This window comes from Streptomyces sp. B93 (genome assembly GCF_018070565.1).
Lineage (GTDB): Bacteria > Actinomycetota > Actinomycetes > Streptomycetales > Streptomycetaceae > Streptomyces.
Window position 1 is genome coordinate 77076 of sequence record NZ_JAGPXL010000025.1, and the last position, 20832, is coordinate 97907.

Below are 20832 nucleotides of genomic sequence, written 5' to 3' on the forward strand. Positions count from 1 at the left end.
GGACCGGGCCGGGGCGCGGAACTCAGCGGTCGTCGGCCAAGCTGTCCGTATCTGTGGGATTCATGGCCCTGCGGACATGGCGGGTGGCCGGTGGGCCGGAGAAGACTGGGCGCTGCCATCGACGACCGACGAACAGGTGACAGGCCATGACCACCGAGACCCCCCTCCCTTCCGGGGTGCGTGTCCCCGACACCGAGCTGGCGCGGGAGGCGACCGAGCTGGTCCGCGACACCACCGGCGAGCTGATCTACCACCACTCGCGCCGGGTGTACTTCTTCGGCAGCCTCCAGGGCCGCGACCGCGGCCTCGGCTTCGACCCGGAACTGCTGTACGTCGGCGCCATGTTCCACGACCTGGGCCTGAGTGAGCGGTTCCACTCCAGCGGGCGCCGCTTCGAGGTCGACGGCGCCGACGAGGCGCGCCGCTTCCTCCGGTCGCACGGTGTGCCGGAGGACGGTGTGCGGCGGGTGTGGACGGCCATCGCCCTGCACACCACGCCCGGTGTCCCGGAGTTCATGGAGCCGGAGGTCGCCCTGGTCACCGCCGGGGTGGAGTACGACGTGCTCGGCATCGGCTACGACGACATCGCCCCCGGGGACCGTGAGGACGTCGTGGCGCTGCACCCGCGGCCCGGCTTCAAGCGGCGCATCCTCGGGGCGTTCACTGATGGCATCCGTCCGAAGCCGGAGACCGCCTTCGGCAATGTGAAGGCGGATGTGCTCCAGCACTACGTGCCCGGGTTCCAGCGCGGTGACTTCGTGCGCGTCGTCCTGGACTCCCCGTGGGCGGAGTAGGGGGCGGGGCGGGTGGCGGGTCCCGGGTCGTCGTGATCGTCGCCTTCGACCAGGTGCAACTGCTGGACGTGGCCGGGCCGATGGAGGTCCTCACCACGGCCAACCGGTACGGCGCCCGGTACGACGTGCAGGTGGTCTCGCCGGACGGCCGTGACGTGGTCACCTCCAGCGGGCTGCGGGTGGGCGTGACCACGTCCGTCGACCGGCTGCCCGCGGAGCCGCACACCCTGGTGGTGCCCGGTCGCCGGGACTGGCGGCGCGCCACCGCCGACACCGCCCTGACCGGGCTCGTCACGACGCTGGCCGCCCGCACCCGGCGGGTGACCTCGGTGTGCGCCGGGGCGTTCGTGCTCGCGCACACGGGTGTCCTCGACGGGCGCCGGGCCACCACGCACTGGGAGCTGGCGCCGCAGCTCACGGCCGCCTACCCGGAGGTGCGGGTGGCGCCGGACCTGGTGTTCGTGCGGGACGGGCACCTCGTCACCTCGGCCGGGGTGACGGCGGGGATCGACCTGTCCCTGGCGCTGGTCGAGGAGGACCACGGAGCGGGCGTCGCCAGGGAGGTGGCCCGGCAGCTGGTGGTCTTCATGGCACGGCCCGGCGGGCAGTCGCAGTTCAGCGTCCGGATGACGCCCCGGGCCCAGCACCCGCTGGTACGCCGGGTGATGGACGAGATCACCGCCGACCCCTCGCTGCCACGCGGCCTGGACGCGCTCGCGGCGGGCGCCGGTGTCAGCGTCCGGCACCTGGCGCGGCTGTTCCGCAAGGAGACGGGGATGACGCCCGGCCGGTACGTCGACGCCGTCCGGGTGGAGGCGGCCCAGGCGCTGCTGTCCTCCGGTACCGACCCGGTGGAGGAGGTCGCCCGGCAGGCCGGCTTCGGCTCCTCCGAGTCCATGCGGCGGGTGTTCCAGCACGCCCTGGGCGTCTCCCCCACCGTGTACCGGGCGCGCTTCCGCAGCACCGCCCCGGCCGCCTAGGGCCTGCGTTCCACGGGCACGCTCAGGGGCGCCCGGAAGGACAGCAGACCGAGCATCGGGGAGGGTGCCGCCTCGGCTGTGAGGCGTACGTCGGGCAGGGCGCGGGCCGCGGCGCGCAGGGCGACCGTCGCTTCCGTGCGGGCCAGTGCCGCTCCGGGGCAGCGGTGCCGGCCCGCGCCGAAGGCCAGGTGCCGGCGGATGTTCTCGCGGTGCGGGCACATGCGTTCCGGGTCGGGGAAGACCTCCGGGTCCGATCCGCTGCCCATGAGCATCAGGAGCAGCTGCGCGCCCGCGGGCAGGTCGACGCCGCCGAGTCGCACGGGTCGTGCGGTGACCCGGCGCCAGGTGGTCACGGGCGGTTCGCGGCGCAGGACCTCCTCCACCCAGGTCTGCGCCGTGCGCGGGTCGCCCGCGCGCGGCCAGAGGCCGGGTTGGGCGAGGGCCCGGCGCAGCACGGTGGCGATGAGCTGGCCGGTGGTGGACTGCCCGGCGATGAAGACGAAGAAGCAGGCGCCGACCGCGGTAGCGGCGGGCAGCGGTCGGCCGTCCGGCAGCCGGTGCCGGGCGAGGGCTCCGACGAAGGTGTCGGGCGCGGCTGCCGCGTCGCACACGGTGGCGGTGAGCCACTGGTGGAACTCGCCGACCAGTTCGGCGAGTTCCAGCTGACGGTCGAGCGGGGGGCGGCCCCAGAACAGTTCGAGGGAGGCGTCGCTCCAGCGGACCAGGGTGGCGTCGTCGACGTCGCCGATGCCGAGCATCTCCATCAGGACGCGGCAGGGCAGGATCTGGGCGTAGGCGGAGAACAGGTCGTGGGAGGTGTGGTCGTCGAGCCGTGCCCGGAACCGTGTCAGCAGGTCGTCGGCGGTCCGCTCGATGACGGGTACGGCGGCGGCGACGCGCCGGGCGTGGAAGAACCGGTTGACCAGTCGGCGCAGCCCGGCGTGGCTGTCGGTGCCGTTGTTGGCGAGGGCGGGCGGCAGGTTCAGTCCGGCGCGGGCGAGCACCCGCAGCACGGGCACCGGCAGTGGGGTGACGGCGTGCTGGGCGTTGTCGGGGCGGAAGGCGGCCGGGTCGAGCAGTGCCCGGAGCACGTCCTGGTGTCTGCTGACCAGCCACAGCCCGGTGCCGGGGTCGAGGTGGACGGGTGCCCGGTCGCGGAGGGTGTCCAGCCAGGGGTACGGGTCGCGGACGAAGGCGTCGCCGAACAGGTCCAGGTCGTCGAGCGGTTCGGGGGCATCGATGACGGTTGCGCCGGTCATGTCCAGGTCCGGAGTGATCACCGCCGGACGCTAACACGGGTCCTCCGACGGTGACCGACGGTAAGTGCGCGGCATCACATCAGGGGCCGTCCTGCACCACCCCGCGCGCCGAGAACGTCACCGGGTCGCCGTGCGCGAGGTCGCCCGGCGGGATGCCGGGGTGGTGGCCCTCGTCCGGTGCGGGCGGACGGGCGCGGGGGCCGAGGGCGAGCCGGGAGACGATGCGGTAGCGGTCGCCCCGGTAGAGCGAGTGGACGTACTCCACGGGGCGGTCGTGGGTGTCGGAGGTGAGGCGTTCGAAGAGCAGGGCCGGGGACAGCTCCGGCACGTCGAGCAGGTCGGCCTCGGCGCGGGTGACGACGGTGGGCTCGATGGACTGGAAGGCCTCGCTGACCTGGACGCCGTGCCGGTCGTGCAGGTGCTCGTAGAGGTCGCCCTGTTCGAACTCCTCCCGGGTCAGGCCGGGCAGCAGGGCCGCCGGGACGTGCAGGTGCTCGATAGCGATGGGCGCGCCGTCCACCAGCCGGAGCCGGGCGGCGTAGCGGATCTCCGCCGCCGGCGAGATGCGTAGTTTGCGGCCGACCCGGGCCCCGGCGGGCAGGGTGCGGAACTCCAGCAGTCTGCTGGTCCAGGCGCCGCCCGCCTGCGGCAGGCTGAAGGCGTGGCGGTCCGGGGCGAGTTCCTGGGTGATCTTCTCGGCGGCGACGAACATGCCCCGGCCGTGTTCGCGCACCAGCAGTCCGGCGGCGACCAGTTCGTCCACGGCGGCGCGCAGGGTGGGGCGGGAGACGCCGAGTTCGGCGCAGAGGGCGCGTTCGGAGGGGATGGCGTCGCCGGGGCGTCGTTCCTCGATGAGCTGGAGGATCGCGTCCCGGACCCGCTCGCGTTTGAGTACCGCGCCCGAGGCGGCGGCGTCGATCTCCATGCGGGGCTCTCGTTCGTCGTCGGGCGGCGGGCACTGGTATGGCTCTGACCGCAACTGGTCTGTTAGCCAGCAGAGTCTAGTCAGCGAGGCCCGGGATGATCCAGCCGCACGACGGTCCGTACGGCCGCGGCCTCGCTGTTGGTTGGCCCGCGCGCGGGGTGAACGGCCGGTGGCGCGCGCGGGGTTGACGCCGCGATTGGTCTATGCCACCTTCGTCCGACATCAACTGGTAAGCCCTTGGCGGCCAACTGGTCAACCGAGGGGTGCCGTGCGCCGCCCGTCCCCGGATGTCCAGAGGTGATCCGTGAAGCCCCGCTCCCTCACTCTTGCGTCTGCCATGCTCATGACCACAGTGCTGACCGCCTGCTCCTCCGGCGACGGCCCCGGCACCACCGCGGACGGCCGGACCGCGCTCGATGTGTGGCTGATGCGCGACAGCGTCTCCGCCGCCTTCCAGAAGGAGTTCGAGGCGGGCTTCGAGAAGGCCCACCCGGACATCGACGTGAAGATCCAGATCCAGGAGTGGGAGGGCATCGGCGAGAAGGTCACCGCGGCCCTGGCCAGCAACGACGCCCCGGACGTCATCGAGGTCGGCAACACCCAGGTCGCCCAGTACGCGCAGAGCGGCGGCCTGACCGACTTCACCGACAGGGTCGCCGAACTCGGCGGCGACACCTGGCTGAAGGGCCTCGCCGAACCCGGCGCCTACGACGGCAGGCAGTACGGCATCCCGTACTACGCGGCCAACCGCGTCGTCATCTACCGCACCGACCTGTTCGAGAAGGCCGGGGTGGACGCGGAGGCGATCAGGACCCGGGAGCAGTGGGTCGCCGCCACCCGCAAGCTCGACCGGGACGGCGTCCAGGGCATCTACCTCCCCGGCCAGAACTGGTACACCCTCGCCGGGTTCGTCCGGGACGAGGGCGGCGACCTCGCCGTGGAGAGCGGCGGCGAGTGGCGCGGCGCCCTCGACAGCCCCGCCGCACTCCGCGCGATGGCCTTCTACCAGCGCCTCCAGGCGCTCGGCGAGGGCCCCAAGGACTCCGACGAGGCCCAGCCGCCGCAGGCCGAGGTGATGGCCAAGGGCGATGTCGCCCAGATCCTCTCCACCCCGGGCGGCGCCAACGTCGTCGTGCAGAACAACCCCGGACTCGACGGCAAACTGGGCTTCTTCCCGATTCCCGGCAAGACCGCGTCGACGCCGGGCGCCGTCTTCACCGGCGGCTCCGACCTGGTCGTACCGGCCGTCGCCGCGCACCAGGAGGAGGCGTTCACCTTCGTCAAGGAGCTGACCGGCGACGCCTGGCAGAAGAAGCTCGCGCGGGCCATGAGCTATGTGCCCAACAGGACCACGCTCGCCGACGCGGTCGCCGGCGACCCCGGCGCCGCGGCGATGGCGGTCGGCGCCGCCAACGGGCACGCCACGCCCAACACACCCCAGTGGGCGGCCGTCGAGGCCAAGAACCCGATCAAGGAGTACATGACGGCCGTACTCACCGGGCGGGACGCCAAGACGGAGGCGGCCAAGGCGTCGCGCACCATCACCGAGACCCTCAACAACGGTTCCTGACCATGGCCGTGGCAGTCGAGAAGGCCGTGCGCGCCCCCGTGCGGCCCCGCCGTGGCCGCGCCTCGCCCTGGCCGTACCTCCTCGTCGCACCGGCCGTGCTGGGCATGCTGTACCTGCTGCTGTACCCGCTGGCCCGGGCGGTGGTGATCTCCTTCCAGGACTTCCGGCTGCGTCAGCTGGTCCTCGGCGACGCCCGCTTCGTCGGGCTGCGCAACTACCGCACCCTGCTGACCGATCCCCGGTTCTGGGAGGTGGTGCGCCGCACGTTCGTGTTCATGGCGGTCAACGTGGTCGCCATCATGGTCCTGTCCACCCTGGTCGCGCTGATGGTCGCACGGCTCGGCCGGATCGGCAGGACCGTGGTCCTCAGCTCCCTGGTGCTGGTGTGGGCGGTGCCCGTGGTGGCCGCCACGACCGTCTTCCAGTGGCTGTTCCACTCCCGGTTCGGGATCGTCAACGAGCTGCTCACCGGCCTGGGGTTCACCTCCTTCGAGGAGTATCCGTGGTTCGCGCACGGCGGCGCCGCCTTCGCCATCGTGGTGGTGCTCGTCGTCTGGCAGTCCGTGCCGTTCGCCGCGATCACCCTGTACTCCGCCCTCACCACGGTCCCCGGCGAGCTGTACGAGTCGGCGCGCATCGACGGCGCCGGGGCGGCCCGGGTCTTTTGCTCGGTGACCTTCCCGCTGATCCGGCCGATCTTCATGCTGGTGGTCTCGCTGGAGGTCATCTGGACGTTCAAGGCGTTCGTGCAGATCTGGGTGATGACCAGGGGCGGCCCGAGCGACGCCACCACGATCCTGCCGGTGTACGCCGTGCAGACCGCGCTCGCCCAGCAGCGCTACGACCTCGGCTCCGCCGCGTCGATGCTCACGGTCCTGCTGATGAGCGGCGTACTCGTCCTCTACTTCCGCCAGTTGTTCCGTCAGGAAGGGGAGCAACCGTGACGGCCCACCGGACCGCCGTGGCCCACCTCAGGAGGGGCGGGCTGTACACGGCCGCCACCCTGACCGTGGTGGTCTGCCTGTTCCCCGTGTACTGGATGGTGACGACCGCGTTCAAACCGTCCCCCGACATCCAGTCCGCCGACCCCCGGCTGCTGCCGGAGCGGTGGACGGCCGACCACTTCCGGCGGGCCGTCGAGGCGGACGGGTTCGCGCTGTTCTGGCGCAACAGCGCCCTGGTCACGCTCAGCGCCGTACTGCTCTCCCTGGTCGTCGCGCTCGGCGCCGCCTACGCGGTGGCCCGGCTGCGCTGGCGCGGGCGGCGGCAGTTCATGCTCGCCGTGTTCATCGCCCAGATGGCCCCCTGGGAGTCGCTGATCATCCCGGTCTACATCATCTCCCGGGACACCGGCATGCTCGACCGGCTGCCGACGCTCACCCTGATCTACTTCATGATCACCCTGCCGTTCACCGTGGTGGTGCTGCGCGGCTTCATCGCCTCCGTCCCGCCCGAACTGGAGGAGGCGGCACAGGTCGACGGCTGCACCCGGCCGGGCGCCTTCCGCAAGGTGGCCTTCCCGCTGTTGGCACCCGGCCTCATGGCGACCTCGCTGTTCGGGTTCATCACCGCGTGGAACGAGTTCACCTACGCCAACTTCCTGATCATCAAGGAGCAGGACAGCCGCACGCTGCCCGTCTGGCTGTCCTCCTTCCAGTCCACGTTCGGCACCGACTGGGGCGCCACCATGGCCGCCTCGACCCTGTTCGCCCTGCCCGCGCTGATCGTCTTCCTCGCCCTCCAGCGCCATGTGACCTCCGGTCTGGCGTCCGGAGGCGTCAAGGGCTGAACCGTACGGAGACCACCCGCGGACCACCGACGGAGACCACCTGTGGACCTGCCACGGCCCGAACTCGCCCTCGTCCCCCGCCCCCGCCACCTCAGCCCGCGCCCCGGCCGCTTCCGCCTCGACGCCACCACCCGGCTGCGGATCACCCCCGGGACCGAACCGGCCGCCACCCTGCTGCGCTCCTACCTCACCCCGGCCACCGGACCGCGCCTGCCGCACGCCGACGACGGCACCCTCGTCCTCACCCTCGACGCCACCCTCGGCCCCCGCCTCGGCGACGAGGGATACGGCCTGACCGTGGACCCGACCGGCGTGCTGCTGCGCGCCGCGCACCCGACCGGCCTGCTCCGCGGCGTCCAGACACTCCGTCAGCTCCTGCCCGCCCAGGCCCTGTCCGGCCGGCCGTTGCCCCTGCCTTACGTCGACCTGCCCGCGCTGGAGATCACGGACCGGCCGCGGCACCCCTGGCGCGGCGCCATGCTCGACGTCGCCCGCCACTTCCAGCCCGTCTCCTATCTGCGCCGCTACGTCGAGCTGCTGGCCCTGCACAAGCTCAACGTCCTGCACCTGCACCTCACCGACGACCAGGGCTGGCGGATGCCGGTGACCGCCTACCCCCGGCTGACCGAGGTCGGCGGACGACGGGCGCAGTCGATGACGGGACCGGCGGGCAGCGATCGCTTCGACGGCGTCCCGCACGCCGGTTCCTACACCCGCGCCGAGCTGACGGACCTGATCGGCTTCGCGGCCGAGCGCGGCGTGAGGGTGGTGCCCGAGATCGCCCTGCCGGGACACGTACGGGCCGCCCTGGCCGCCCACCCGGAACTGGGCAACGACCCCGACCGGGCGCTGACGGTGTGGACCGGCTGGGGCGTGTGCGAGAACGTGCTCGGCGTCGGCGACCACGTCCTGGACTTCTTCCGCACCGTCCTGGACGAGGTGATGGACGTCTTCCCGTCGCCGTACCTGCACATCGGCGGCGACGAGTGCCCCACCGGCGAGTGGGAGCGCAGCCCGGCCGCCATCGCCCGCGCCTTCCGCGAGGGCCTGCCCGGCCCACACCAGCTGCACAGCTGGTTCCTGGGACGCATCGCCGGACACCTCCTCGACGCGGGCCGCCGCCCGGTCGCCTGGGCCGAGAACGACACCACGCTGCCGCCGGAGTGCACGGTGATGAGCTGGCGCGACCCGGCACACGCCTGGGCCGCCGCCCGCCGCGGACACGACGTCGTCCACGCCGACCACCGCACCACCTACTTCGACTACGCGCGCGGCACCGGCCCGTCGGAGCCACCCGCCCAGCCCGGCGTGATCGTCGACCTGCGCACGGCCTACGGCGTGGACCTCGCGCCCCCGGTCCCCGACCCGCGGGCCGAGGCGCGGGTCCTGGGCGCGCAGGGCCAGCTGTGGACCGAGTTCGTCAGCACGCCCGAGCACCTCGAGTACCTCGCCTTCCCCCGGCTGTGCGCCCTCGCCGACCGGGTGTGGCACCCGACCGCCGACTGGCGGGACTTCCGGGCCCGGCTGGCCGGACACCGGGCACGCCTGGACGCGCTGCGGGTCCCGCACGACACCCCGCCCGCGCAGTCGCCCAGCCGTGCGCTCACCTCCCCGAACCTCCCGCGCTGAGCGGGAACCTCCCCACCCCTTCCGATGCGAAAGGACCCCCACATGAGAACCCGTCCGACCGGCCTCAGGGCCCGTTCCGCCCTGGCCGTGGCAGCCCTGGTGGGCAGCGCCGCGCTGGCCGCCCTGCCCGGTGGCACCGCGTCCGCCGCCGACGGCGGCCTGGCCGTGCAGTACCGCACCAGCGCGAGCGGGGCCACCGCCGACCAGAGCGAACCCTGGTTCAAGGTCCGCAACACCGGCTCCGCCCCGGTGCAGCTGAACCAGGTGAGGATTCGCTACTACTTCAAGGCCGACGCCTCCGATGCCACATACCGTTTCGCCTGCTCCTGGGCGGTCCGGGGATGCGGCGCCATCACGGGCGCGTTCGGCACGCTGAGCAAGCCGACCGCCACGGCCGACCGCTATCTGGAGATCGGCTTCACCTCCGCCGCCGGGACGCTGGCGCCGGGCAGCGACACCGGGGACATGCAACTGCGGTTCCACCGGTCCACCTGGCAGACGCTGACCCAGAGCGACGACTACTCCTTCGGCGGCGGCCAGACGTCGTACGCCGACTGGAACAAGGTCACCGCCCAGCTCGCCGGAACGACAGTGTGGGGCACGGCGCCCGAGGGCAACGACCCCACCGACCCGACGGACCCGACCGACCCGCCGGGCGGCGGCCAGACCCTCTTCGACGACTTCGACTACACCTCCCACACCGACCCGGCCGTCTCCGCGCACGGCTGGAGCATCCGCTCCAACCCGGGCGGGCCGGGCGTGCCCGGTGCCATCTGGGACCCGTCCAAGGTCACCTTCGCCCGCGAGGGCGGCAACTCGGTGATGAACCTGGAGACCTCCACCGCGGGCACCGGCGCCTCCACCCGGCACACCGAGGTCCTCACCCGGGCCATGAAGTTCAAGAACGGCACCTACGCCGCCCGGGTCCGGTTCTCCGACGCGCCGAGGAGCGGCCCCGACGGCGACCGTGTCGTCCAGACCTTCTTCACCATCAACGACCTCAAGGCGCCGATGGCCGACGACTACGCCGAGTACGACTTCGAGTACCTGCCCAACGGAGGCTGGGGCGAGCCGTCGAACATCCTCTACACGACCTCGTGGGAGACCTACAACCCCGACCCGTGGCAGGCCGTCAACCAGCACACCGAGAGCAGGCGCAGCTACGCGGGCTGGCACGACCTCGTCGTGACCATCGACAACAACGCCATCACCTACTACGTCGACGGGCAGCACTTCGGTACCCATGACGCCGCGTACCTGCCGGAGCGCCCGATGTCGATCAACTTCAACCAGTGGCTGATCGACCTCGACGGCCAGACCTCCACCACACCGCGCGCCTACGACCAGGGCGTCGACTACGTCCTGCACGTCAAGGACCAGGTCCTCACCCCGGCCCAGGTGGCCGCGAAGGTGGCCGCCTACCGGGGCTCCGGCACCTCCTTCGTGGACGAGGTGCCCCCGGCCTGATCCGCGCCGGAACGGGGCCGGGGCGTGTGCAGGGCATGCTTGTGTGAGCCCTGCACGCGCCCCCTGCGGCGCGGCGAGACTGCCCTGTCGGCGGGCAGGTGTGCGATGCGCCGTCCGTCCCTCGCCCAACTCCCCAGAAAGGCAGGTCGGCCGCTGTGCTGTTGCGTCTGCCCACGTCCGTGTCCGAAGCGCAGGAGTGTCTCGCCGAGGGAGCCGTACCGATAGGTGGGGCGACTCTTGTGTGGGCCACGTGGCAGCGGGACGGTTTCCCCGAACTGGCCGTGTCCCTGCGGGAGTTGCCCGAGGCTCAGGTGCTGGGCAGCGACAGCCTGGGGAGTGCGGTGCTGCTGCACCGGATCGACGACCGGGTGCCGGACGTGCTGCGGCTGGCCGCCGCCACCGTGGGGACCGGCGCCGTGCGCCGGGCCGCGACCGTCGGCGGCAACATCGTCGGCAGCACCCTGCGCTGTCTGCTGCCGGCGGCGCTCGTCCTGGACGCCCGCGCGACGGTGCTGGAGTCCGACGGCGTGCGGGAGACGGACCTGGCCGAGGTGGTGGCCAAGCGTCCCGTGCTGCTCTCGCTGCGCTGGCGCGAGCCGGTCGCCTCCGCCTACCGCAAGCTGCCGGGCGAGCCGGGCGGACCGCCGCCGCTGGTCGTGGCCTCGGCCCTGCACTCCGGGGACGACGCGGGCGACCGCCTCCGGGTCGCCGTACGCGACGGGTACGACGTGCTCAGCGGCGGTGCCGCCGGGGACACCGGCGCCGGGGACGCCCTGGACGCGCTGCGCGCCACGGCCCTCGGGGAACTCCCGCCCGCGGCATGGGAGGTCGTCCGCTCCCAGGTCACCGGCCTGCTGTAGCGGGGCGGGTCAGGGGACGGCGGGTCCGGTGACGTACCGCCCCTCCTCGTCGTAGGGCCAGACGTTGGGCACACAGCCGTTCATGCCCTTGATCTGCTGCATCATCGCGGGGGCGGGCTTGCCGGGTCCTGGGCAGCCGACATGGCCGTGGCCGAGGAAGTGGCCGACCTCGTGGTTGATGATGAGGGCGCGGTAGGCGGGGACGTCGTCGGCGTAGACGGGGGTCGCGAGCAGCCAGCGTTTGAGGTTGACCATCACGTTCTCCCCGACGTTGCAGTTGACCTCGCCGCCGGTGTCCAGGCCGTACTGGCCGCAGATGGTGTCCACGGTGCCGGGGGTCGCGATGCGGACGACGAAGTCGGCCGGGCCGGTGGCGACGCGCTGGAACGCCGACCGGCCGTCGGCCGTCCAGCCGCGCGGGTCGGCCAGGATGCGTTCCACCTGGCGGGCGGCGTCGGCGGCGGAGACGTCGAGCCCGTCCTCGACCTCGACCCGGTAGCGCAGCGCGGTTCCCGAGCCGGCCTTGGCGCCGGTGCCGGACGCGGTGGTGAACGTGCCCGGTCCGGTGAGCGGGATGTCGGACTCGGCGGGCGGGTCGGAGGACTCGGTGTCAGCGGATTCCTCGGAGCTGCCGGACGGGGAGGGGTCGGGGCCGGTCGTCGGGCGGGCGCGGTCGGAGGCGGGCGCTTCGACGGGTTCGGTGCGGGCGTCGGCTCGGGTGCCGCCGGGGGGTCCGTCCGCGCCGGACGGCGTCCAGGTCACGGCCGCCAGACCGGCGGCGGTCAGGACGGTCACCGCGGCCAGGCCTCCCCACAGCGGCAGCCTTCGTCCTCGCGCGGAGGCGTGTGTGCGGCCCCGGCGTCGACGGCCACGGGTAGGCGGCGGTTGATGCGTGGTCATGATCGCCAGGCTGTGACCGGCATGTGATGGCCTCTGGCCCGGACGGCAACAGAACGATAACGACGATCCGGGGCGGGCTTTATATGATCATCCCGTAACAGAATCCCGGACCGTCCGCCGCCCTGGCGATACTGAGCCCATGCCACGCGTTTTGCTGATCGAGGACGACCGCGCCGTACGGGAGGGAGTCGCACTGGCCCTGCGCCGCCAGGGCCACGAGGTCACCGCCGTCGACAACGGCGAGGACGGACTGGGACGGGTGCGGGCCTTCCGGCCGGACGTGGTGGTGCTGGACCTGATGCTGCCCGGGATGCCCGGCCTGGACGTGTGCCGTGGCATCCGCGGCCTCGACCAGACCCTGCCCATCATCATGGCGACCGCCCGGGGCGACGACGAGGACATCGTCGTGGGCCTGGAGTCCGGCGCCGACGACTACGTCGTCAAGCCCGTCCAGGCCAGGGTGCTGGAGGCACGCATCCGCGCCGTGCTGCGCCGCGCGGGCGACCGACCCGCCGGGACCGGCATACCGAAGATCGACACCTACGGCGACCTGGCCATCGACCGGGCCGGCCTCACCGTCGCCCTGCGGGGCGAGCCGATCGCCCTCGCCCCCTCGGAGCTACGGCTGCTGCTGACGCTGTCCCGCTCCCCCGGCCAGGTCTTCAGCCGCCAGCAACTGCTGGAGGCGGTCTGGGAGCACAGCTACCACGGCGACGCCCGGCTGGTGGACGCCTGTGTCAAACGGCTGCGCGCCAAGATGGGCGAGCCGCCGCGCGAGCCCCGCTACATCCAGACCGTGCGCGGATTCGGCTACCGGTTCGCGGCACGGTGAAGGGCGTGCGCGGCGGCCCGCTGAGAGCCCGGGTCAGGGTGCCGCAACCGCGGGGCCTGCGCATGCGGCTGGTCGTGGCGTTCACGCTCGTCACCGCCCTCACCGCCGCCGCCACCGGTGCCCTGACCTTCCGCGAGGCGCGCACGGGTGTGCTCCAGCAGAGCCAGGACACCGTGATCAACATGCTGCGCAGCCAGATCACCCGGCTCGCCCCGGACCTCGGTCACCCGCCGACGGAGCCCGAACTGCGCCGGTTCGCGGCGGGCGTGGCCCGCGCCGAGCCCTCCGGGACCTGGCGCGTCCTCGCCGAGTACCGCGACCTCAGCGCCACCTCCGCCCCCGGCGACCCCTTCGAGGAACTGACGCCCGCGGTGCGCGAGGCCGTGGACAGCAGCATGGCCACCGTCTTCCAGCGGGTCCGCAGCGGCGGCCACACCTCGCTCGTCGTCGGCATGTCCGTCGCCTACGCCGCCCCCGAGGGCACCGGACGCCAGCCCTCCGGGGTGCGGGTCTTCCTGACGGTGCCGCAGACCACGGAACAGGCGTACGTCGACGCCCTGGTCAGCGCCGCACAGCGGGCCGCCGTGCCCGCGGTGGCGCTCGCCGCGCTGCTGGCGCTGCTCGCCGCGCGCGGGGTGCTGCGGCCGGTGCGGGCGCTCCGGCGCGCCACCCGCAGCATCGCCGAGGGGCGGCTGGACACCCGGCTCGCCGTCCACGGCTCCGACGAACTCGCCGATCTGTCGCACACGTTCAACGAGACGGCCGCGGCGCTGGAGAAGTCGGTGGCCGAACTGCGCGAGATGGAAGCCCGGGCGCGCCGGTTCGCCGCGGACGTCTCGCACGAACTGCGGACGCCGCTGGCCGCCATGTCCGCGGTCACCGACGTCCTTGACGAGGACGCCACCGGGCTGGACCCCGACACCGCTACCGCGGTCCGGCTGATCAGCGAGGAGACGGTGAAACTGGCCCGGCTCGTGGACGACCTGATGGAGATCTCGCGCTTCGACGCGGGCGCGGCCGTGCTCCACCTGGACGAGATCGACCTCGCCGAGTCCCTGCGGCACACCCTCGCCGCCCGCGCCTGGACGGACCTCGTGGAGTGCGACCTGCCGCCGCCCGACGCGCTGCGCGGCCGGGTCGACCCGCGCCGCCTGGACGTGGTCGTCGCCAACCTGGTCGGCAACGCGCTGCGGCACGGCGCCCGCCCCGTGCTGCTGCGCCTGCGCGAGGGCGGCCTGCCGGACGGCGGCCGGTGCGCGGTCATCGAGGTGCTGGACAGCGGGTCCGGCCTCCCCGACGGTGTACTGCCGCACGTCTTCGAGCGGTTCTACAAGTCCGACACCGCCCGGGCCCGCACCGACGGCAGCGGTCTCGGCCTCGCCATCACCGCGGAGAACGTGCGGGTGCACGGCGGCACCGTCCGCGCGGCGAACCGGCCGCAGGGCGGCGCCCTCTTCACCGTGGAGCTACCCCTGCAACGGGACACCTCGACCCCGGAGGCCCGACCGTGACCACCCCGCGCCGCCGCCTGACCGCCCTGCTGTCCGCCGTGGCCGCCCTGTGCGCGGTCACCTCCTGCGGCATCCCCACGACCGGCGTCGTCGAGGCGGGCGGCCCCGCCAGCGGTGTCGTCCCGACGGTACGGATCCATCTCGTGGCGGACGGAGCCCTGGTCGCCGTCCCCCGCCGCACCGTCGCCCCGATCGACATCCAGTCGGTCCTCACCATCCTCTTCCAGGGCCCCACACCCCAGGAACGGCGCAAGGGCATCACCACCCACCTCACGCCGTCCAGGGCCGTACCCGTCCCGACACCCACAAGCCCGTCCACGGAAACCCCTTCAAAGGCCCCGGCCCCACCCCACCCCGGCTACTCGGCACAGGTGACGGCGATCAGCGACGACCTGATCTCCGTCACACTGCCCCCCGACGCGGGCCCCCTGACAAACCTCGCCGCCTCCCAGATCATCTGCACAACCCTCGCCGCCCACAGCCTCACCACCCCCTCCCCCACCCCACCCCGGGTCAGCCTCACACCCCCGGACGGCGACCCCATCCAGGGCGACACCACCCGCTGCCCCGAACCCGAACCGACGTCGGCACGGGCAACGCCCTGAGGGAAGCGCGGTGCCGGTCGGCAGACTGACGCCATGACAGCATCCGATCCGAAGACCGACCTGCGTTTCTATCTCCAGTCCGCCCGGGACGCCCTGCTGTGGAAGCTCGACGGGCTTTCCGAGTACGACGTCCGCCGCCCCCTGACACCCACCGGGACCAACCTCCTGGGCCTGGTGAAACACGCGGCCACCGTGGAACTGGGCTACCTCGGCGAGACCTTCGGGCGGCCGTCCGGCGAGCCGCTGCCCTGGGTGGCGGAAGGTGCCGAGGCCAACGCGGACATGTGGGCGACCGCGGACCAGTCACGTACGGACATGGTGGATCTCTACCACCGGGCCTGGGCGCACGCCGACGCGACGATCGACGCGCTCGCGCTGGACACGGTTGGCAGGGTGCCGTGGTGGCCTGACGGGCGGGACGAGGTGACATTGCATCACGCCGTCGTACGCGTGATCTCCGACACCCACCGGCACGCCGGACACGCCGACATCCTGCGCGAACTCATCGACGGTGCCGTCGGTATGAGTGAAGGCAACCAAGGGCTGCCGCCCGGTGACGCGGGGTGGTGGCAGGGCTATCGGGAGCGGGTGGAGGAGGCGGCCCGGAGAGCTGGGGAACTCGACGGGAGTTGACAGGGCGCCAGGGCTCGCGGCACCCTCATTTCACTAATCGAGTAGTGGAATGGGGGTGGCGATCTTGGAGTTTCGTATCGACCGGCGCAGCGGGGTCCCCACCTACCAGCAGATCGTCCAGCAGACCAAGCAGGCACTGCGGCTGGGCGTGCTGCTGCCGGGGGACCGGCTGCCGACGGCCAAGGAGGTCGCCGAGAGCTGCGCGGTCAATCCCAACACCACGCTGAAGGCGTACCGGGAGCTGGAGCGCGAAGGGCTCGTCGAACCGCGGCCGGGGCTCGGCACGTTCGTGCGCCGCTCGCTGGCCCGGCCGCAGACCGGCGCCGGCTCCCCGCTGCGTGGGGAGCTGGCGGAGTGGATGGAACGGGCGCGCGCGGCGGGCCTGGAACGGGAGGACGTCGCGGCGCTGTTCGCGTCGGTCCTCGACGAGCGGTACGCGCGGCCGGCCACCACGGCCGACGGCGCGTCGACCACGACAACGCACACGACCACGGCGGCCGCCGAGCGTACGGGGGCGGGCTCGCAGGCAAGGAGCGACAGGTGAGTGACGGTAGGGGCGCCGGGACACCGGCGATAGAGGCGTACGGCCTCGGCAGGAGGTACCGGCGCGGCTGGGCGCTGCGGGCTGCTCGTTCCGGCTCCCGGCCGGGCGGATCTGCGGGCTCGTCGGTCCGAACGGGGCGGGCAAGACCACGCTGCTGGGCATGGCGGCGCACGTGCTGGAGGCGACGGAGGGCACCCTGCGGGTCTTCGGCGCCGCACCCGGCTCCGCGGAGGCCGGCCGGCGCACCGCGTTCCTGGCCCAGGAGAAGCCGCTGTACCGGCACTTCACCGTGGCCGAGAACCTGCGTCTGGGACGGGAGCTGAACCCGGGCTGGGACCAGCGGGCCGCCGAGGACATCGTCCGCGCGGGCAACATCCCGCTGGACGCCAAGATCGGCACGCTCTCCGGCGGGCAGCGCACCCGCGTCGCCTTCGCGGTGACCTTCGGCAAGCGCCCCGACCTGCTGCTCCTCGACGAGCCGATGTCGGACCTCGACCCGGTCGTCCGCCACGAACTCATGGGCACCGTCATGGCCGAGGCCGCCGAGCACGGCACCACCGTGCTGATGTCCACGCACGTGCTCGCCGAACTGGACGACGTCTGCGACTTCCTCGTCGTCGTCAGCGGCGGCAGCGTACGCCTCGCCGGTGACGTCGACGAACTGCTGGCCATGCACACCCTGGTCTCCGGCGCACGCGACGGCGACGACCTGCCCGACCCGCTCGCCCGGCACACGGTCGTCGAGTCACGGCTCAGCGGACGGCAGTTCACCGCCCTGCTGCGCGCCGAGGCGCCGGTCATGGAGGCCGCCGCGGGACCCTGGACCGCCTCCGCGCCCACCATGGAGGAGCTGCTGCTCGCATACCTGCGCTCCGGCCAGGCGCCTCCGTTGCTCACCCCCACCGCGCAGGTCCCGGAACGGGCGCACGACGGACGGGCGGTGGCGGCATGAGCACCGTGACGAACCTCCCCGACAGCGCGCCCGCGCCCACCTCCCCCACGCCCGGCACGACCCGCCGCCCCCATCTCAGCGGCCTGCCCTGGCTGGTGTGGCGCCAGCACCGCACCACCTACTGGACCCTCCTCGGGGCCACGGCGCTCACCCTGGCCTGGATCGTCTACCAGCGCACCCGGATGACCGACTTCCTGGCCTCCCGCGGCTGGCCGGAGACCGGCTTCGACAGCCTGGGCCAGTCCTTCCAGCCGTACGGTGAGGCCTTCCAGTCGGTCGGCATGGGCCTCGGTCTGATCCCCGTACTGCTCGGCGTGTTCGTCGGCGCCCCGCTGCTCGCGGGCGACCTGGAACACGGCACCGCCAAGCTGGTCACCTCGCAGTCCGTGAGCCGTACCCGCTGGCTGGCCGTGAAGCTCGGCATCACCGGCGCGGTGGTCGTCGCGACCACGACGGCGCTGTCCGTCGCGTTCGGCTGGTGGTGGAACCCGGTCAAGGACCAGGTCACCGTCATGGACTGGACGTCGGGTTCCGCCTTCGACACCACCGGGCCGGTGCCAGTCGCCCTCGCCCTGTTCACGGTCGTCGGCGGGGTGGCGATCGGCGTCGTGCTGCGCCGCACCCTGGCGGCCATGGTGATCACCTTCGGCTTCGCCACGGCGGTGCAACTGGTCTGGGCCTACCTGCGGCTGAGCCTGGGTGACGTGATCACGGTCACCACCCGGCAGGGCGTCCTCGCCGAGGACTCCTTCCCCGACCTGCCCGACGCGGCCTACGTCCTCGACGAGTCGTACCTCACCGGCGGCGGTGACCTCCTGGGCTGGAGCACCTGCACCGACACGGCCGACGAGCAGGCGCGGGAGGCCTGTCTGCGCGAGGCCGACGTGGTGGGCTGGTCCGTGGACTATCTGCCGATGTCCCAGATGACCGGCATGCAGTGGCTCGGCGCGGGCATCCTGCTGGCGCTGACCGCGGTGCTGACGGTGGCGCTGTTCGTGTGGGGACGCAGGCGGCTGGTCTGACGTACGCGCACCACCGCTCCTCACCAAGGCGCGGATCCACCGGGGGCCCAGCGCACCTCCCGACGTCGTCACGGACTTCGTCGGGAGGTGCGCCGGGCCCGTTGTCAGTGGTGGCTGCCATGATTCCGGCAACATCGACAGCACGGGAGCGGGGCATGGTGGAGCAGGCGGTACGACCCATTGTCGAGGCGATGGTGGCCCGGGCCCCGAGCGGGTGGACGCACGCGGTGCTCCAGGGCCGGGCCGGTCGGGGCGGCACCGGAGTGACTGGTGGGTACGGCCGTCCGGCGGGACGGTGGAGCCACGGCGTGCCCAACCCCTTCGTGGAACTCATGGCGCTGGCTGAGGAGTTGCGCGCCCGGCACGACTGGGAACCGGTCAGCCTGGAGATCCGCTGTCGGCCGTCCGGCGAGTACCGGCTCGTCGCCTTCACCGACGCCGTCAGCAAGGTCACCGGGGAAAGCGGCTTCCAAGCGGTGCTCGACCCTGAGTACCGGCTGCCCCAGCCCGGGGAACGCCAGGAGCCGGGCACCGCCGCCCCGGCTGGCGACCCCGAACTGGCCGTCGCCCGTTTCCACGCCTACCTCGAACGACGTGCCGCGATCCTCGGACACCCCGAGGAACTGCCCCCGCCCGCCACCGCCACCGCGATCGAGGAGGCCGAACGCAGCCTGGGCCACCGGCTGCCCGCCGACCTGCGGGCGCTCTACCTGCTCGCCGACGGCGACGGCATCGGCTACGACCACCGTGGCCTGTTCCAGCACAACGTCTGGCTGCCGCTGAAGAGCATGGTCGCCGAGAGCACCGACTGGGGCGCGGGCGAACGCCCCTGGTACGGCTGGGACCTGGACTGGGACGCCGTCGTCCTCGACACCACCCCCGCCGACACCGTCCGCCGCTGCGGCGGCCACCCCGGCTGGCTGCGCTTCGCCAGCGGCCAGGACGGCAACTTCCTGGCCGTGGACACGGCTCCGGCCCGCGACGGCCGCCCCGGCCAGGTCATCCGGACCGGCCGTGACTACGACGAAGGCCCGGGGTACGTCGCCGACTCGGTCACCTCACTCCTCGGCCACTACCTGGACCTCCTGGACCAGGGCGCCTACGAGGTGCACGGCGACCGGCTCGCCCTCCTCGAACCCGCCTGCGCGGCCGCTCCCCAGGAGTTCATCGGCGGTGACATCCCGGACGAGGTCCCGCCCACCCTCCAGGCCATCCACATCAACAACGTCACCGGCCTCGTCGACCTCACCCCGCTGACCGCTGCCCCCAGCCTCAGGCTTCTCCGCCTCAACAACGCCACGACCGCCGACCTGGCCCCCGTACGCCGACTGCCCGTGGAATCCCTGCGCGTCAGCCTCACCGAGGGTGACCTGAGCCCGCTGGAGAACCACCCCCACCTCGCCTCCCTCAGCCTCACCACCACCGCCCCGGCCGACCTCGCTCCCCTGCGCACCGTCCCCCACCTGCGCGGCCTCGACCTCTCCGGCGCCGACATCACGGACCTGTCCGTGCTCGCCGGCCTCCCGGACCTCCGCTACCTCGCCCTCACCGGCCGCCAGTGGGCCGCCCTCCTGGACGAGGCCCAGGCACCGCCCGCCCTCGCCGCCGCCCGCCTCGCCGACACCGACGCCAGCTTCGAAGACGCCCTCGCCTGGGCGGCCCGCCTCGGTCTGGACACGGGGCCCGCCGTCCGCGTCGACGGCATCCTCAGAGCAGGGCGCTGAGGCCCGGGCGTCAGGCCGCGGGCCGTCGGAAGAGGCCGTACCAGTAGGAGCGGGCCAGTTCCCGGGCGACGGCGGGGTCGTCGGTGCCGTCGCCGTCGGAGACCTGCTGGGCGATGACCTGGCTGCCGCCCTGGACGACCAGCCTGGCCGCCAGCGTGGGGTCGATGCCCTCGGGCGTGCGGCCCGCGCGCTGCTCCTCCTTCAGGACGCTGACGAGGTTGTCGGCGAAGCGGTCCTGGTCCGCCCGCCACGCCTCGCGGACCGTGGGGTCGTAGGCGGCGACCTCGTTGATCGCCGCCAAGAGGGCCGCGTGCTCGCGGTAGTGGCGCATGATCAGTTCATAGGTGCGGGCCAGGCCCTCCACGCCGCCGTCGGTGCCGGTCGGCTTCCAGGCCGCCGCGATCTCGTAGCTCTCCTTCTTGAGCGAGCCGCTGAGGCGGAGCAGTACGTCGACCTTGTCCCGGAAGTAAAGGTAGAACGTCGACCGCGAGATCCCCGCGGCCTTGGCGATCTGCTCCACGCTCAGCTCGGTGTAGGTCACGCCGCCCCGCAGGCAGTCCTCGATCACGGACAGGATCCGCTTTTCGAGGGCGGCCCGTCGGTCGGCCGCGCTGGAGGGACGTCTGGTTGTGGAAGCCATACGAGCATCCTAGGGAATCCGATGCTCGCGCAGGTCAAAGCGGGTCGGGGGTCCTGACGGGGGCGGGTGGTCAGCCGCCGATGGCGGACATCGGGCGGTCCGGCTGGACGAAGGCCGGGTCGTCCAGCCCCGCGCCCGCCTTCTTCCCCCACATCGCCAGCTTCCAGATCCGGGCGATCTCCTCGTCCGGCGCGTC

The 20832-nt window shown here is 72.7% G+C and carries 19 protein-coding genes and 2 pseudogenes; 16 read left to right on the top strand and 5 right to left on the bottom strand.

The genetic code is table 11. The features are described from left to right. Positions 1-146: 146 nt before the first annotated feature. Together KBY47_RS22945 and KBY47_RS22950 are read left to right on the top strand one after the other, a co-directional pair. A complete protein-coding gene (locus tag KBY47_RS22945) occupies positions 147-794 on the top strand; it encodes an HD domain-containing protein (RefSeq protein ID WP_210923682.1) in 648 nt (215 codons plus the stop codon). After that, complete coding sequence (locus tag KBY47_RS22950; protein ID WP_308405244.1) at positions 782-1774, top strand: GlxA family transcriptional regulator; 993 nt, start codon at positions 782-784, stop codon at positions 1772-1774. The genes KBY47_RS22945 and KBY47_RS22950 overlap by 13 nt, the downstream gene beginning before the upstream one ends. Here the strand turns inward: KBY47_RS22950 and KBY47_RS22955 are convergent. Both KBY47_RS22955 and KBY47_RS22960 read right to left on the bottom strand, forming a co-directional pair. Then, complete coding sequence (locus KBY47_RS22955) at positions 1771-3054, bottom strand: cytochrome P450 (RefSeq protein ID WP_308405245.1); 1284 nt, start codon at positions 3052-3054, stop codon at positions 1771-1773. The two genes, KBY47_RS22950 and KBY47_RS22955, sit on opposite strands and share 4 nt — an antisense overlap. A gap of 58 nt (positions 3055-3112) precedes the next feature. Further along, positions 3113-3958, bottom strand: a complete 846-nt coding sequence (locus tag KBY47_RS22960) for a GntR family transcriptional regulator (protein ID WP_210923684.1) — start codon at positions 3956-3958, stop codon at positions 3113-3115. Positions 3959-4262: 304 nt separating this feature from the next. Between KBY47_RS22960 and KBY47_RS22965 the strand changes: the two genes are divergently transcribed. The 6 genes from KBY47_RS22965 (at position 4263) to KBY47_RS22990 (ending at position 11273) form a co-directional block, all read left to right on the top strand. Beyond that, positions 4263-5528: an extracellular solute-binding protein gene (locus KBY47_RS22965; protein WP_374103097.1), complete on the top strand. Its 1266-nt coding sequence runs from the start codon at positions 4263-4265 to the stop codon at positions 5526-5528. 2 nt (positions 5529-5530) lie between these two features. Next, positions 5531-6472, top strand: a complete 942-nt coding sequence (locus KBY47_RS22970; protein ID WP_210923689.1) for a carbohydrate ABC transporter permease — start codon at positions 5531-5533, stop codon at positions 6470-6472. Further along, on the top strand, positions 6469-7317 hold the full coding sequence (locus KBY47_RS22975; protein WP_308405246.1) for a carbohydrate ABC transporter permease: 849 nt from the start codon (positions 6469-6471) through the stop codon (positions 7315-7317). Before KBY47_RS22970 ends, KBY47_RS22975 begins: the two co-directional genes overlap by 4 nt. 42 nt (positions 7318-7359) lie before the next feature. Continuing rightward, positions 7360-8946 (top strand): beta-N-acetylhexosaminidase, encoded by a 1587-nt coding sequence (locus KBY47_RS22980; RefSeq protein ID WP_210923692.1) that lies wholly within the window; start codon positions 7360-7362, stop codon positions 8944-8946. A 42-nt stretch (positions 8947-8988) separates the two neighbouring features. Further along, positions 8989-10413: a cellulose binding domain-containing protein gene (locus KBY47_RS22985; RefSeq protein WP_210923694.1), complete on the top strand. Its 1425-nt coding sequence runs from the start codon at positions 8989-8991 to the stop codon at positions 10411-10413. A 155-nt stretch (positions 10414-10568) separates the two neighbouring features. Further along, the gene (locus tag KBY47_RS22990; protein ID WP_210923695.1) at positions 10569-11273 is read left to right on the top strand and encodes an FAD binding domain-containing protein; all 705 of its coding nucleotides are present in this window, start codon (positions 10569-10571) and stop codon (positions 11271-11273) included. Between the two features lie 9 nt (positions 11274-11282). On the opposite strand, the gene KBY47_RS22995 is transcribed toward KBY47_RS22990, so the two are convergent. Continuing rightward, positions 11283-12068, bottom strand: a complete 786-nt coding sequence (locus tag KBY47_RS22995; protein WP_308405247.1) for a DUF3152 domain-containing protein — start codon at positions 12066-12068, stop codon at positions 11283-11285. A gap of 244 nt (positions 12069-12312) precedes the next feature. Here KBY47_RS22995 and KBY47_RS23000 point away from each other — a divergent pair, with 244 nt between their 5' ends. The 8 genes and pseudogenes from KBY47_RS23000 (at position 12313) to KBY47_RS23035 (ending at position 19996) form a co-directional block, all read left to right on the top strand. Further along, entirely contained in the window at positions 12313-13005 is a 693-nt protein-coding gene (locus KBY47_RS23000) for a response regulator transcription factor (protein WP_210923697.1), read from the top strand. A 62-nt stretch (positions 13006-13067) separates the two neighbouring features. Beyond that, on the top strand, positions 13068-14516 hold the full coding sequence (locus KBY47_RS23005) for a cell wall metabolism sensor histidine kinase WalK (protein ID WP_210923698.1): 1449 nt from the start codon (positions 13068-13070) through the stop codon (positions 14514-14516). Further along, the gene (locus KBY47_RS23010; protein ID WP_210923699.1) at positions 14513-15121 is read left to right on the top strand and encodes a hypothetical protein; all 609 of its coding nucleotides are present in this window, start codon (positions 14513-14515) and stop codon (positions 15119-15121) included. Before KBY47_RS23005 ends, KBY47_RS23010 begins: the two co-directional genes overlap by 4 nt. Positions 15122-15154: 33 nt before the next feature. Further along, the gene (locus tag KBY47_RS23015) at positions 15155-15754 is read left to right on the top strand and encodes a DinB family protein (protein WP_210923700.1); all 600 of its coding nucleotides are present in this window, start codon (positions 15155-15157) and stop codon (positions 15752-15754) included. A 49-nt stretch (positions 15755-15803) separates the two neighbouring features. Continuing rightward, positions 15804-16298, top strand: a complete 495-nt coding sequence (locus tag KBY47_RS23020; protein WP_210923702.1) for a GntR family transcriptional regulator — start codon at positions 15804-15806, stop codon at positions 16296-16298. Beyond that, positions 16295-17250: pseudogene (locus tag KBY47_RS23025) on the top strand (ABC transporter ATP-binding protein). Before KBY47_RS23020 ends, KBY47_RS23025 begins: the two are co-directional and overlap by 4 nt. Continuing rightward, positions 17247-18272, top strand: a complete 1026-nt coding sequence (locus KBY47_RS23030; protein ID WP_210923703.1) for an ABC transporter permease subunit — start codon at positions 17247-17249, stop codon at positions 18270-18272. The pseudogene KBY47_RS23025 and the gene KBY47_RS23030 overlap by 4 nt, the downstream one beginning before the upstream one ends. Before the next feature lie 155 nt (positions 18273-18427). Further along, the gene (locus KBY47_RS23035) at positions 18428-19996 is read left to right on the top strand and encodes an SMI1/KNR4 family protein (RefSeq protein WP_210923706.1); all 1569 of its coding nucleotides are present in this window, start codon (positions 18428-18430) and stop codon (positions 19994-19996) included. Positions 19997-20006: 10 nt separating this feature from the next. Here the strand turns inward: KBY47_RS23035 and KBY47_RS23040 are convergent, their stop codons facing one another. Together KBY47_RS23040 and KBY47_RS23045 are read right to left on the bottom strand one after the other, a co-directional pair. Continuing rightward, positions 20007-20636: a TetR/AcrR family transcriptional regulator gene (locus KBY47_RS23040; protein WP_210923711.1), complete on the bottom strand. Its 630-nt coding sequence runs from the start codon at positions 20634-20636 to the stop codon at positions 20007-20009. A gap of 70 nt (positions 20637-20706) precedes the next feature. After that, positions 20707-20832: pseudogene (locus KBY47_RS23045) on the bottom strand (GTP 3',8-cyclase MoaA); the annotation flags it as partial.

Bases quoted from the DNA above. Each gene is read 5' to 3' on its own strand.
- KBY47_RS22945 (WP_210923682.1), top strand. From the start codon at position 147: ATGACCACCGAGACCCCCCTCCCTTCCGGGGTGCGTGTCCCCGACACC.
- KBY47_RS22960 (WP_210923684.1), bottom strand. From the start codon at position 3,958: ATGGAGATCGACGCCGCCGCCTCGGGCGCGGTACTCAAACGCGAGCGG.
- KBY47_RS22970 (WP_210923689.1), top strand. From the start codon at position 5,531: ATGGCCGTGGCAGTCGAGAAGGCCGTGCGCGCCCCCGTGCGGCCCCGC.
- KBY47_RS22985 (WP_210923694.1), top strand. From the start codon at position 8,989: ATGAGAACCCGTCCGACCGGCCTCAGGGCCCGTTCCGCCCTGGCCGTG.
- KBY47_RS23000 (WP_210923697.1), top strand. From the start codon at position 12,313: ATGCCACGCGTTTTGCTGATCGAGGACGACCGCGCCGTACGGGAGGGA.
- KBY47_RS23005 (WP_210923698.1), top strand. From the start codon at position 13,068: ATGCGGCTGGTCGTGGCGTTCACGCTCGTCACCGCCCTCACCGCCGCC.
- KBY47_RS23015 (WP_210923700.1), top strand. From the start codon at position 15,155: ATGACAGCATCCGATCCGAAGACCGACCTGCGTTTCTATCTCCAGTCC.
- KBY47_RS23020 (WP_210923702.1), top strand. From the start codon at position 15,804: ATGGGGGTGGCGATCTTGGAGTTTCGTATCGACCGGCGCAGCGGGGTC.
- KBY47_RS23030 (WP_210923703.1), top strand. From the start codon at position 17,247: ATGAGCACCGTGACGAACCTCCCCGACAGCGCGCCCGCGCCCACCTCC.
- KBY47_RS23035 (WP_210923706.1), top strand. From the start codon at position 18,428: ATGGTGGAGCAGGCGGTACGACCCATTGTCGAGGCGATGGTGGCCCGG.
- KBY47_RS23040 (WP_210923711.1), bottom strand. From the start codon at position 20,636: ATGGCTTCCACAACCAGACGTCCCTCCAGCGCGGCCGACCGACGGGCC.